We start from the raw sequence: 14,039 nt of genomic DNA, 5'->3' as shown, positions 1-14,039 counted from the left end.
ATTTGATTATTGGAATAATACCTCTAGAGGAGATTATTATTATTCTTAGACTGACAAATATTGATAACCGCGCTGCGGTATGAAAGGACAGGGTCATTACTACCGCCTCTGATATTTTGAACCAGATAGAAACCGCTGCTCAGGCAGCACTTGATCGGAAAGCGACTGATGTGGTTCGCCTTGATGTGGGCGACATCATCGGGATTACCGATCACTTCTTGGTGTTCACCACCAAGAACGACCGCCAGCTTGATGCGGCGAGTGAAGAAATTGAGTACCAGTTACGTGAGCAGCACGGACGCAAGCCCCTTGCCCGTGAGGGGAGTGCTGCGACCGGGTGGATGGTGACTGACTACGGGGATTATGTGGTGCACGGGTTCTTAACCGATACCCGTGACCTCTACGCCCTCGACCGGCTCTGGTCCGACGCACCCAGCCACAAGTGGGATGATGGTGAACCAGTTACCGATGCCGACGGAGTGACCATCGGTTAGCGCCTGAGAGAGGGCTTGACCAGGGAGTTCGATAAAAATCTCGCCCAAAAGGTTGCGGACTGTTGTTTGCTGGCTATTCTTTTCACTCCCTATGGGGCTGTAGCTCAATTGGTAGAGCGCATCGCTGGCAGCGATGAGGTCAGGGGTTCGATTCCCCTCAGCTCCACTTTTACATTCATATGCCGTAGTACCCCGCCTGATGGTGGGGTATTTTGCTGCCTGTAATGTACTTAGTGGCTACTACTACGAACTGCGCTCGTCCGGTGCTCCAGGCCGCGCGCGTGGGCCATTGTCGAACAGGTGGTTAGCTAAGGTGCTGCGCGTTTGAGTGATAATGCTTCACATGATGACAAGCCATTACTCAATATTTATTGGGATTAACGGCCGAGTCTAGTTAGTTAGAATCACAAGTATCTTATTTCCAACATAGTCATAGAGACTTTGTATACGACCATGAAGGCCATACTTGTCCATGGTTCTTTGGTGTATTGTCCTTGTTGCTGAATATCGGGCACTAGTTAACTACAAGTCCCAACATAGAAACCATTAAAAAACTGTCACAGTCGGGTACTTTATGGTGGATATGCCGGGTATTACCCGGTTGAGCCTATTCTTTTATTTATCTGAGTACTAAGTAGAAACCTGACGAATCTGACACATGATGGGGATTAGGTTTCTGCGCTCCCACACCCAAACACCGCCAAAACGCCCAACCCCTAGTCGGTGACCGTCTCTAACCCCAGGTGCATTTTGGCTTCGTCGTAGCCACCGGCGTCAACGACGTGGGTAAACCCAGCTTGGTTCATTTGTTTCACGGCTTGGGCGGAGCGGTTGCCTGAACGGCAGTAGACCGTGTAGGTGTCATCTTTGTTCAGTTTTGCGATTTCATCGGCAAAGCTAAACGCACTGACGTCAAGGTTGATGGCACCATCAAGGTGGCCTTCGCTGAACTCTTCGGGTGTTCGCACATCAATGAGGGTGCCAATGTCAGTTTGGTCCGTGGAGGACACGGATGCGGTTGGCATCGACGTACTCGGCGCCTCCGTTGTACTTGGGGTTGGATCACTGGCACATCCAGCCAACATGAGGCCGGCAACCATACCGACAAACAACAGATTGGTGACAGGTTTGAATAGGGCCATAGTTTCCTTTAACGCATGGAGCTACGCCGGAGGCCACTCCTCGGAACGGTCTGGGATACCGCACAGATGCAGTATCGCCCGCTTAGATAAACCGTGGCCTACACCCTAGTGGTTTCGCTCCCGTTCGCGCGGCTAACCCCAGCCATTAGTCCACCTCTTGAGGGGTAGATGGCTGTCATATACTCGGTGCCATCATCATTCATTGGTCGTTGGACATAATCGGTGACCAGCGACCAATTGCTGTTAAAGAAAAGGCATTTATGAGTACTACCGCAAATCCCAGTGCATGGCCGTCACTTCGTGTCGATGATTGGACCGACACCCGCAACACCTTACATATGTGGGTTCAAATCGTAGGCAAGATTCGTATGCAGTACGCCCCATTACTAAACCACTGGTGGCAAGTCACGTTTTACATCACCCCAGTCGGGATGACGACCTCATCCATCCCGTACGCCGGTGACACGTTCGACATTGAGTTCAACTTTATTGAGCACGAGCTGTTGTTCCGTCGCAGCAACGGGAAACACACCTCCTTTGCGCTCGAAGAAATGACCACCGCGGAGTTCTATGCCAAGGTGAAAGCGGCAATGGACGCGATTGAGGTCCCCATGGACATCATCCTCACCCCCAATGAGGTTGATCCCGCCATTCCCTTTGACGAGGACACCACCCACAAGACCTACGATAAAGAAGCGGTAACCGCCTTCTGGCGTCAACTATCCAAAGCCCACATTGCCATGGAAGAGTTCCGCTCCCATTTCATTGGCAAGGTCAGCCCAGTGCACTTCTTCTGGGGCTCCTTTGATATGGCCGTCACTCGCTTTGAGGGCACCATCGCCCCACGTCACCCCGGTGGGGTTCCCAACTGTGGCGACTGGGTCATGGTCGAAGGCTACTCCCACAAGCTCAGTAGCTGTGGGTTCTGGCCAGGCGGTGGGGAAGAAGGGGCGTTCTACTCCTACACCTATCCTGTTCCCGACGGGTTCTCAGAACAGAAGATTGAACCAGCCGAAGCCTTCTACAGCGAAGAGTTCCAGCAGTTCTTGCTGCCTTATGAAGCGGTACGCCAGTCCGACAACCCCGAAGAAAAGGTGCGTCAATTCTTCAATAGCACCTACGCCGTCGCCGCTGACCTGGGCAACTGGGACCGCAAAGCGCTTGAATCAACCCCGGACCGCTTGGAACGGTACCAAGAAGGTGCTGCACCTGCGGAATGCATCCTAGGGTAACGCAAAAAACAGCCCACCTGGTTCCAGGTGGGCCGATAGTGGGTTATTCGTGCCGCGATAGCTGATGCAGATCACGCTACCGCGGCATTGTTATTTACCCGGATTGAACGATCTCGTTCGCGACTAGCTGATCTTGCGCTTGCGCTCGAAGTAATCCATGAGGATCGTACGGAATAGATCGGAATCCTCCCGCGCCCAGTTCCTCATAAGTTCAGACCCAAAAGCAATCGAGGTGGTGGGCTGTGCACCAGCTTGCACCATACGGGTGATGGCCGAATCGTGCGCCGCTTGAGACACCCCACCGATAGCATCAACGACTGGGTACACCTCATACCCTTCTTTCAGCATATCTAGGGTTGGGAAGGCTACGCAGACTTCAGTCCACAAGCCAGCAATAACGATTTTCTTACGACCGGTTGCCTCAACCGCAGCCCGAAAATCAGCATCCTCCCACGAGTTGACACCGGTGCGGTCAATCTCCTCAATACCAGGTAATTCGTTCTTAATCTCTGGCACCGTTGCCTTATTCACACCAAGGTCAACACCCACAGTGGACAAGATGGTTGGCACCTTATACGCCGTTGCCAACTTGGCGAGCGTGATAGCACCGAGGTTGACTTCCTCCGGAGTTGTTGAGCCAAGCGCTTGAAATTGGGTTTCTTGATAGTCAATTAACAAAATGGCGCAGTTTTGTGGTGTAAGCAGGTGATCGTTTTGAGGATCACGAATGGGTTCTGGCTCAGTTTTAGGACCTGAAGAATGGTGAGACATAATTTTCTCCTACTAACTCATCATGTAGGCAACCTGATTGGTGCCTAACGAACGTGCAAAAAATGTGGGTCGCAACGGATACAGCGAGGCCGACCTAGATAGGCGTTTTTGGTCCAGTGTCATGTGGTCATGTGGCGCGCCGTAACCGAAACACTTAATGCACCAACTCCCAGTATGACAGCTAACACAATCATCAAAACACCAAAGCTCATTCCAGTCGTTGCCAGTATTGGGCCTAAGCTTGCACCGGTAAAGATCACCACACCATTGATCGCCATACCTGCAGACCGTTGAGAGGCTGACGCTTCGATAAACAGACCAATCATGGAAGGGATATTGATCGCTACACCGATGACCACAATCGTGCTCGCAACGGCAATGCCAAGGAGTGAATCCGACCATATCGCCATGAGTACGATCCCCGTTGCGGCCAGCAACAACCCAGCGCGGGCGACGGCGATCAGCCCACCAAGCCAACGCACTGCCACACCGTGCGCAAGGGCAAAGAACATACCTGGCAGCCCAATGGCACGAATCAGCAACACGGTGTCATTGCTATAACCCAACGTTGTGAGGTGGCTTCCCAATGCGGTGTACATGGCAACAAAGACAAAGAGTGTTGTGATATTGGCCCCACAGAGAAACACCATTTTCCGCGTCATACACAACCGCCCAATGGCAGCAAATTGATCGACCAGACTCCCTGAATGACCTTGTTGGTGCGTTTCTTGAATGACCACCCCGATCACGATGGCACAGGCAACCAATACAATCGCACTCCCGAGAAACATCCACGGCCATCCCACGGTTTGAGAAACAACCTGCGCGATGACTTGCCCCAAAATGCCGGCCACCAAGAAGCCTGTCGACATCGCTCCAATAGCGCCTTGTCGCCGCTCAGGATGGACCGCTTCACTGACATAGGTTAAGGCCACAGGTGGGAAGCTGGAGGCTGCAAACCCTTGTAGCGCACGCATCACCCCTAACACCGGAAGCGAGGGAGCAATAGCACACACGGCGGTAGCAACAACCAAAACACTCAGCCCGATCAACATGACTCGCTTTCGTCCATACCGGCCAGCTATCGGCCCCCAGATAAGAAACCCGGTGGCATAACTGAATGTGAACATGGTGGAAAGAGCCAACGCCGCATCACCGTGAAAGTCAGCACCAACTGGCAGCATGAGGGCTATTGCCGCATAGAGCTGGCATAACACGGCCAAGGACGTGCCCACTAATAGCGCCACCGACCCAACTCCTGCTGGGTACGGCATGGCAATTGCACTCGAATGGCTGTAGCTGGTGTGCTGTTCGGGATGGTCTGGCATACGAACCTCAATTCCAACGTTGGCGTTGGAGTTACTCTACCTGTGGTTCCTATGATTTCCAACTAAAACGTTGGACAATAGGGTGGGCACCCCGATTAGAAAAGGAGCCATGATGGCCTGGGACACGAATGCAACCAAAGAACGCATCATTGCTGCTGCCGTAGATGAGTTCGCAACCCATGGCCCCGATGGCACCACCATCGAACGCATCGCTAAACAGGCTGGCATCAACAAGGAACGGATTTATGCCTATTTTGGGCCAAAACGAACGCTCTTTGATACGGTCTTGCACCAAGAACTCGCCAAAGTTGCCCAAGCGATTCCTATTGACTCATTTGCTACTGAAGACATTGCGGCGTACGCCGGTAACGTCTATGACTACCATCTGGCTCACCCTGAACTTGGCCGACTCTTGCAATGGGAAGCGCTGAGTTATGCCGGCGAGGTACCAAATGAGGCGGTTCGTCGTGCCCACTACGCCCGCAAAGTACACGCGGTCATCCTTGGCCAGGAGTCTGGAGCCATCACCTCAACCATTGACGCTGAATCAATCACGTTTCTGGTGCTTGCCATTGCAGGCTACTGGTCGTGCCTCCCCCAAGTGGTGCGCATGATTGAATCAGAAGACGCTGGTGATGCGCATGATATTCGTCGTACAGCCGTGATTGAGGCCGTGACTCGTCTTGTGAGTCCGGATCTCCACGCTCGGTCGGCATCATATGATCGCTAGCGGCATATCCATCACTGCATCATTTTCGTAGCTGATAGGAAGACGCTAACCAGGGCGTGCTACGGTTCGACCATGAGCTCAAAACCGCTATCCACCCCAGAATCCACGCCGATTTCAAATGCCACCATTGCGGTACAAATGGCCCACCGCACCTTTCGTTCCTTTACCGATGAACGGTTAACTGATGCGGAGTTGACGACGCTATTTGAAGTGGCACGACACACCGCAACAACGGCATTCTTACAGCAGTTCACCATCATTCATGTGACTGACCCGGCCATACGCCACCAGGTATATCAAGCGTCCGGACAGCCGTATGTTGACGGTCCCAACGGTGACCTATTTGTCTTCATTGTTGACCTGTATCGCAATAGCCGTATTCGAGAAGAAGGCGGGGTTGACCTTGAGCCGCTGAGTCGAACAAACCTATTTATTGAGGCGATGAATGACACCCTCTTAGCGGCACAAAATATGGTGATTGCGGCTGAATCAATGGGGTTAGGCACGGTATATCTCGGCTCAATTAACCAAGACCCTCGTCTCGTCATCCGTGCCCTCAACCTTCCCAAATTCACCTATCCCCTGGTGGGTCTGATCGTTGGCCATCCCAATGAGGAACCCCAATACAAACCGCGGCTGCCGATCTCAATTACCACCGCAACCAACACTTATCCGGAAGTGGCGTCATATCAAGATGCGTTGCGCGAGTATGACGAGACAGTCCGCCAATATTACGACTTACGTGATACCAATAAGCGTGTGGATTCCTTTACCCATCACATTCAACATGCACTCGGTATGGGGGTGTCTGAACGTTCGCCGATGCTAGAGATTTTGCATGAGCAAGGGCTGGTCTTGCGCTAACCGTTATTGGTTCTCCGGTAGGGGAGCATGAGCGTCAGCCACATGTGGTTCTGGCGCCTTCAGGTGCGGTTCAGTTTCAATAAAGTCACGAGGATCATCAATCGTGATGGGAATGTCCTCGTGGGCAAGGACCTCTTGCAAATCTTTCAACATACCGCGGGCGGTTGGAACGACCGCGGTAGATTCACCCAGATCCATATGCACACTCTTAATGGTGTCACCATGTTCACTGAGTTCGTGCACGATGCGTTCCACACATGCAAAGTCCAGTTCGCCACGCATCCGCAGAATCAAGTTATCAAAGGATGAATCGTCGGCGTTAAAGGAGGCGGCGGCTTCAGAGGGATGGTTCAGTAAATGGAGGCCAAGCTGGTTAGACATCAGTCGTAAGGCGGCAACACCGCGTACGCTACTCCCACTTGGGTCTAGGCGCGGACTGTAGGTACCAACCCCAAATTTGCCAGGAGAGACGGCCACGATCCCCCCGCCAACGCCGGACTTAGCCGGAAGGCCTACATCGTTCATCCAGTACCCCGAGTAGTTATACATCCCGCAACTTAACATAATCGCCAGTGTTCGACGGACGACTTCCGGGGTCATCACTTGGACGCCAGTGAGAGGGTTGACACCGTTGTTCGACAGGGTTGCGCCCATCACGGCTAAGTCCGTGGCGGTTACCTTGAGTGAGCACTGGCGAAAGTACACATCGGTGGCATCAATGACGGTGCGGTCGAGGGTGCCCGCTGCTAATGCGAGATTTGCAAGTGCACGATTACGGTGTCCGGTTGCAGTTTCAGAGGCATAGACTGCTTCATCGAGTTCAAGTTCACGGCCCGCAAAGGCAGACACGCAGTGTCGAATAGCTTCAAATCGTGCATCGGGTGTGGCCCCTTCAATTAAGGATGATGTGACGATGGCCCCAGCATTAATCATTGGGTTTGCTGGTCTGCCTTCGGCATCCAAACTGATGGCGTTAAATGGTTCACCACTTGGTTCGTATCCCACACGCTCATGTACCACATCCGGGCCACGTTGGGAGAGAGCGAGGGCATAGACAAATGGTTTTGATGCTGACTGCAACGTAAAGTGCTGGTCGTGATCTCCAACAGCGTAGATTCGACCAGTTGAACTCACGACGGAGAGGGCGAGACCTTCGGGATCGACTTGGGCAAGTTGGGGGATGTAATCGGCTAATTCGCCTGAACGGTCGCCGCGTACCTGGTCAAGGAGTTCTTCGAGCGTATTAGAGACAAGGTCCGCGACGGCTTCATTCTTCATTGGCGACATGCTTAACTCCCTTAGTGATCGTGTGTTCCATTCTGACCAGATCTATCTAACTCGGTGAAAGGAATTAAAGGTCTGATGACTTGGTTTTGAGGTACACAGAGCGTTATGAATCATTATTCATGGTTTTAGATGTAAATGCTTCATTCTGTTGCGGTATCAATGAAAATTAATACGCAGAGGAGTTCAATAAATACTTACCGTGAGTGAATGCACAAATGAGCACAAGAAAAATACGCAATGAAATCAAAAAATAACGTAAAGTAGGTAACGTCAGGAGCGTTTGCCCTGCTCAATACGATTTAAACCTTCAGAAATTATCCCTTATCGTTTCATTTCTGGAGTCTTCTTCTGAGTAAGGGTGCGCGTCAGCTATCTCTAAATGGAGGATTTTCATGCGTTTTTCAAACGTGTTGACGTCCTGCTTGTCAGTCATCACCCTTGCGGTGTTTGGACTGCCAACAGTGGCGTCTGCTCAAGCTCCGCCGTCACCTCAGCACAACAACATTGTTAATAGAGACAATTTGTTGATTACCTTGGACGATTCTGATCCAAAAGCACTGTTGGGCGGCGAATCAGTTCTTAAAGGTAAAGTCAGAAATAACGGGACTAACCCCTTATTTAATGCAGGTTGGACCGTTCAATTACCCGAAGGTACCTCATTTGTCTCAGCCGAAAGCGGCCCAGGCGATTTCGGTACCCCAAAAGTCACGACGATCTTATATCCCAGTCACACCGTTACCCTCGTGCACTGGAATAATGTGGCAGACCTTAGCCCCGGTGTCGAAGCATGGTTTGACATTAAGGTCAAGAATGATGGACCGAAACCGGGCAGTAATCCTCCAAAGAGCGGCACCGTATTTGCACCTGGACAACACTTTGAGGCCCGTGCGTGGGCTGGCGCCTCACCGGTAGCTACGGTGTTGCCTGCATTCCAAGATTTTGGGTTTGCAGGTGCTGATCTCAACGGTGAAGCCGGAGCACCGCAGGCACAACGCATCTGGGCGAGTGATGAGCAGTCAGTTGCCGTGAAAGGACTTATTACCGAACTGAAACTCTCTGATCTTATTGAGGGTGTCGCACTCAGGGGTAATAAGAGCGGTCAACGCCAATCAGTAATTGTTGACCTCACCCGTACAACTGATGGTGAAGTGAACTTGACCGGTCCCATCACCGTCTCCTTGGATCCCGAATGGGAGATCATGGGCACGTGTGTGAAGAATGCGAATTGCTTTGTACCAACGGAAGATCAGTTGCGTTGGGTGAATACTCCCAAACCCCATTGGGAACTTGATATTCCTGCAAGCACCTTTGATTTTAAAGGTGGAAGTGAAGCGCAAGCGACCTTTGAAATCGCAGCCTTAGATAAGGCGAATGTTGATCCCGGTTTAACGGGTGTCAAAGTCAACCCAGCAGGGTACGGCGGTGACGGCGATGATGCTGACAATCCTGACGATATTGCTCGCCGTGGAGCCAGTGGCCCTGCCTATGCCAATAACACCGGCCGGTCAACACAAGATGTCACGACTACCTTCACGGGTACGGGGGAAACGGGATACACCCATCCTTGGAATGGTACGGATAACACGAAATATCCGAATCAGCCAAGTATCCCAGTAGAACTCCCTGAATTATCAGCACGCATCGAAGATGCCGGTGTGACGTTGACCTCAACGATGGATGACAAGGGGTATTACAAACAAAATGGCCCCGTAACCAAAACGCTGGTTGTCAAGACCAACGAGTACACCCGAATGCCGGATAATCGGACCATCACGATGACCCTTCCGGCTGAGGAATGCTATGTCAACCCCGGCACAACAGCCTGCATCGAGAACGGGTCAGTAACGTTTACCAAGACAACCCAAGGTCCGAATGGCACCCCAACCCCAAGTAGGGTTACGGGCACTATCTCGACGAATGCGCAAGGCCAATCGGTCTTAACTATTCCCGCGAACGCCATTAGCAACACAACATCTACGACTGAAACATTCACGATTTCGTCAAAGGTTCGTGACACGATTAATGGCCAACCTGTTGTCAATGGAAAACCGCTGAACACCACCGTGGATTACACCTGGACACAGCCGGGACAGTCACCAGTTAAGGTCAGTGCTGAAGATGAGATTGATGCCGCCAAGGTTGATATCTTCACCACGGTTGCATTCCCAACCGGAGCTGGTGGTGCGTGTCCAACGCCGTTGGCCACAATCCCCAATCCCAAGGAAATCAAGGAAGACGATACGATTCGCAACCGGACATTTGACCAGTTGAACGGCGCACCCGATCAATGGGGGAAGTACCGTCGCGTCCGTGCCGGTGAAGAATTGTGTTTCCAGATCAATGTGAAGTTCCCCGACGGCATTACCACACGTGATCCACAATTACAGGTGTACTTACCGTCAGAAACCGACCTCAAGACCACCACAAACGACATTGCACTCTCAGGTTCGTTAGCCGGTGTTGCCCAATTAGACCCATCATCGAATGTTCCTGAGGCGACGACACGGGTGACCGCACCGCCGTTACGTAAACCACTTAGTTACTCCTTTGGTAATACGGTTCCAGGTGGTTCAACGGTCACCCTTGTCTATAAGACAACGGTCAAGAACGCCGGCATTGTCGATCCAACAGGACCGCCAGTGTTGTGGGACAACCTGGGGAAGATCAGCTACAAAGACATCAAGGGTGATTTTTATAATGCCCGTGACAATGCGAGCTACGGCTTTGTCTCACCAACGTTGATGCTCAGTGTTGACAAACCAACTGAAGGTGTCGAGCGCGGCGGCGTCGCAACCTTCACCTATGACGTCACGAATATCGGTGGCGGTACTGTCCGCGACGGATCCAAGGTTGCCATTCAGATCCCTGAAGGGTTGACCTGTGCCGATTTATCTGTCCAAGGTGATGCAGCGATTGAGCAGTGTGTGGATGGCACTGTGCCTGGTGATCGTGGACGAATGCTCACCCGTGACTATGCAATTCTTTCCATCAAGGGGCCAATTGGCGCAGCCAATCCTCAAGACGATACAGATAAGAAGGCATTTACGCTTCAGTTCAAGACGCCAAATAATGCGGCACCTCGCACGATATGGGAGGTTCAAGCCGGTATTTTGTCCTACCAGAATGACAATACGCGCGAGCCAAGTGACACGACCTATGTGCCACAGGCAAATGCGTTCTGTTTAGGACAGGGCAATCCCTCGGCATCGGTTGCCGAAGGCTATGACAAAAACTGCACGGTCGATATTGCGCGCGAGCTCTTTAACAAAACCATCACCCCCGATGAGGTTGGTAACGCCTTTGTTATTGCGCCAAAGAGCGCGACGGGTGGACTGAGCACCTTCCAAAAGACGCGGATTGTCGGTCGTCCGGTACAAATCGGGTTATACGGTACAAGTACCGACTTGAACCAGTCCGGTGATCCAAAACTGACGGTAGTACCTGGTGAACAAGGCTCCATTGAGGTGGTTCTTGTCCCACCGGCCCCTGCTGATCCTAATCTTCCACCACCAGCTGAACTAATTGGATCTGCGGTACCTGGGCATACCGAGATTGTGCTCACGGTGACTGGTGTCGACAGTGATCAGGCCGCTGATGAACAGGCTCGTCCGTTTGCGAAGACCGATGCGATTCGTACCGCTATCGCGACAGCCCTGGGTAACCGCGTTGACCCTGCAAAGATTACGGTTGTGGGTTCGCCGGGAAATGCGGCAACCTATGTGATCACGATTCCACTTGAACGCCACTTAACGGAAACGACACGTATCAAGCTGCCCGAGTTGTTCACGACAACGACACAAGCTCCACGTGTTCAGGCGTCCTATTCATTCAAACCGGTCTACCTCGTTCACCTTGACCAGACCAAGGGTGCGACCCGTCTGAATGCAGAACCGGTTAAGGGCACAACGCCGACAACGGTTATGCCTACCCCTATTCAGTACCTGCGTAAGGTACCTGCTGTTCAGGTCACCAAGGTGGTCAAGACGCCCAGTAATTACCGTATTGCTGGCGGAGATGATATTAGCTATGAGGTTGTCCTCCAGAACACGAGTGAAGTAACAGCCTACGGGGTAAACGTTACTGATACGTTGCCTGAACACTTCACCCACAAACCATCCTTGACAGCTATCGAAGTAACCCCAGCCACCTTGGATTCATTGAAGAATCAATTGGCATGGACGCTCCAGGACAAGGACCGTGTCGGCGTATGGCCAGCGAATAGCCGGGTTGATCTTCCTGAAGGCGGCAGCATCACATTGAAATATGTGGCCACTGCTTCACGAACGGTTACGGCTGATGAGGCGTATTCGAACCAGATCAACGTACCGTTCAAGAGCATGGCACAAGATGGTCCTGGTGTTGAAACCTATACCAGTACTGGCGAAGCGTCGGTTCGTGGCCATGATGTGCGTGCAGTCACCACGATTAAACCGCAGCACAACCGTCATGCAAACGGGAAGGTCCAACATGGTGAATTGGTAACAACCGTCACCACACTGACGATTCCCAACAACATCAGTGTCCCGAATTTGAGTTTGTTAACCAAACTTGATGGGGCCACGATTGACCTCACCAATGCGGTTGTTGAGGTTACATGCCCTGGGCAGATGACCTGCAATGCAACGCCTGCCTTGGTGCCAGGCAGTACCCCAGATGCTCTTGGTGTCGTTGTTGCAGACGGCCCATTTGAAAATACAACAGGGGCGCCAGTTACCATTACGATTAAGACAACGAATGTGCTCGTCACTGATGGTGACGGTCCTATCACCGCGAACGGTGATGCCTACCGCGGTCCCGCTGTCCCTAGCGACCTCGCTGGATTTAAGGATGCTGATAAAGCATCATCTGGTTCAAGCGGTTCGGTACCGATTCAAGTTCCCACAGTCACCATTGACGCCTCATTAGTCACCGACTATACGGGTGCCAATAGTGGTACACCAGTGACGGGGCCAATTGAACCGGGCACACCAAACCTATTCACCAAGATTGTGGTTACCAATCCCACTGATGGCAGCGAAGCCCGTAATGTGACCGTTAACGTGAAGGAAGCGATTGAGCGGCTTGGCTTACATGTTGACCCTTCAGCAACGATCCCTGGCTTTGACGGCACAACCTTGACGGTCAACCAGTTGCCAAGTGGCCCAAGTGGCGCGGTAACGATCTACGTTCCCGTGACCTGGGACACTGATCGGTTCTCTGGTCCCAATAAGGTGACTGGTGAGCAGCGTAGCCGCGTAGATATTGCTGGAGAAAGTGGTCCAATCCACGGTGTTCCGGGTGCACAAGCCCCTGAAACGCCTGGCAAACCATTGACCGGTAATAGCGACTTGGCCTTTACCCCGGTCTATCCCTCAGTCGGTCTCGATGTCACGCTAACCACGCCTGATGACAAGGCCGTACCGGGCAACCCGCCCGAATTGACCTCAGGTGAGTCCTACAAGGTGACCTTTACACCGCATGTTCGTGATGCGGATGTCTTTAATCCTGTCCTTTGTGTAAAGGCAAGTGATCTGACCGGTGGCAACAGTGCTGTGCTTGGTTCATTAACCCTGTACCGTCCAGCACCCGGAGTTTCCATTGCAAATCCGTCTACCTTGTGTGGTCCTGGTGAGATTCAAGTGAACTTGCCGACGCCACCAGATGGTAAGACCATTCCTCCGGTGTCCTTTCTTGTGCCTGCCACCGGTACCCCTGCGGCTAATGGCGAAGGTGCATCAATCACCGCCACGGTGAAGGTTGATAGCCGTGTTGAAGGTGGTCAGGGCAAACCTGGCAACCGTAACTACACCGGATCAGCCAACCAACCGGTTCTGGTCAAGCCAGCACCTGTGGTACCTCCGCCACCGGTGGTTCCTGGGCCAAGTGTGCCAGTACCAACTGACACCCCAACTCCGACTCCGACACCAACACCAACACCAACACCAACTCCAACGGTGACGCCGGCCGGTGACCGACCGAGTGAGATTCCACCAGCTCCAACGCCACCAGCAACACCAGCACCGGTTGTGCCTGGTCATACTGGAACCGTCACTGACGGTGGCGAACGTTCTGATAAGTGGGTAGATGCCGTGTTCCCCGCAGGACAAAAGAGCCGGATTGTGTTGATTGGGCGTGACAATGTGTTTGCGGATAGCTTGTCGTCTGGTGGGTTGCAGGGCATGTTGGATGCGCCGTTGTTGTTGAACCCGGTT

8 protein-coding genes, 1 tRNA gene and 1 pseudogene are annotated in these 14,039 nt (G+C 52.4%); 6 read left to right on the top strand and 4 right to left on the bottom strand.

The features are described from left to right. Nucleotides 1–116: 116 nt before the first annotated feature. Nucleotides 117–494, top strand: a complete 378-nt coding sequence (gene rsfS / locus VCU37_RS00050; protein WP_336248593.1) for a ribosome silencing factor — start codon at nucleotides 117–119, stop codon at nucleotides 492–494. A 93-nt stretch (nucleotides 495–587) separates the two neighbouring features. After that, a tRNA-Ala gene (locus VCU37_RS00045) sits at nucleotides 588–660 on the top strand. A gap of 550 nt (nucleotides 661–1,210) precedes the next feature. On the opposite strand, the gene VCU37_RS00040 is transcribed toward VCU37_RS00045, so the two are convergent. Next, a complete protein-coding gene (locus VCU37_RS00040) occupies nucleotides 1,211–1,636 on the bottom strand; it encodes a rhodanese-like domain-containing protein (RefSeq protein WP_336248592.1) in 426 nt (141 codons plus the stop codon). 260 nt (nucleotides 1,637–1,896) lie between these two features. Between VCU37_RS00040 and VCU37_RS00035 the strand changes: the two genes are divergently transcribed. Further along, nucleotides 1,897–2,868: a DUF5996 family protein gene (locus VCU37_RS00035; protein ID WP_336248591.1), complete on the top strand. Its 972-nt coding sequence runs from the start codon at nucleotides 1,897–1,899 to the stop codon at nucleotides 2,866–2,868. Between the two features lie 123 nt (nucleotides 2,869–2,991). Here the strand turns inward: VCU37_RS00035 and VCU37_RS00030 are convergent, their stop codons facing one another. Next, a complete protein-coding gene (locus VCU37_RS00030) occupies nucleotides 2,992–3,639 on the bottom strand; it encodes a hydrolase (protein WP_336248590.1) in 648 nt (215 codons plus the stop codon). Nucleotides 3,640–3,758: 119 nt separating this feature from the next. Then, on the bottom strand, nucleotides 3,759–4,967 hold the full coding sequence (locus tag VCU37_RS00025; RefSeq protein WP_336248589.1) for an MFS transporter: 1,209 nt from the start codon (nucleotides 4,965–4,967) through the stop codon (nucleotides 3,759–3,761). Between the two features lie 109 nt (nucleotides 4,968–5,076). Here VCU37_RS00025 and VCU37_RS00020 point away from each other — a divergent pair, with 109 nt between their 5' ends. Both VCU37_RS00020 and VCU37_RS00015 read left to right on the top strand, forming a co-directional pair. Continuing rightward, the gene (locus tag VCU37_RS00020) at nucleotides 5,077–5,697 is read left to right on the top strand and encodes a TetR/AcrR family transcriptional regulator (RefSeq protein ID WP_336248588.1); all 621 of its coding nucleotides are present in this window, start codon (nucleotides 5,077–5,079) and stop codon (nucleotides 5,695–5,697) included. Nucleotides 5,698–5,769: 72 nt separating this feature from the next. Then, on the top strand, nucleotides 5,770–6,561 hold the full coding sequence (locus VCU37_RS00015) for an NADPH-dependent oxidoreductase (RefSeq protein WP_336248587.1): 792 nt from the start codon (nucleotides 5,770–5,772) through the stop codon (nucleotides 6,559–6,561). 3 nt (nucleotides 6,562–6,564) lie between these two features. Here the strand turns inward: VCU37_RS00015 and glsA are convergent, their stop codons facing one another. Further along, nucleotides 6,565–7,848 carry a glutaminase A gene (glsA, locus tag VCU37_RS00010; protein ID WP_336248586.1) on the bottom strand — a complete coding sequence of 428 codons (1,284 nt, stop codon included), beginning with the start codon at nucleotides 7,846–7,848 and terminating at the stop codon, nucleotides 6,565–6,567. A gap of 392 nt (nucleotides 7,849–8,240) precedes the next feature. On the opposite strand from glsA, the pseudogene VCU37_RS00005 reads away from it, so the two are divergent. After that, nucleotides 8,241–14,039, top strand: a pseudogene (locus VCU37_RS00005) (hypothetical protein); the annotation flags it as partial.

Origin of the sequence: Stomatohabitans albus (assembly GCF_036336025.1) — a bacterium.
GTDB lineage: Bacteria > Actinomycetota > Nitriliruptoria > Euzebyales > Euzebyaceae > Stomatohabitans > Stomatohabitans albus.
Note: the sequence above shows the minus strand (reverse complement) of the source record. Positions and strands in the feature narration are given on the sequence as shown.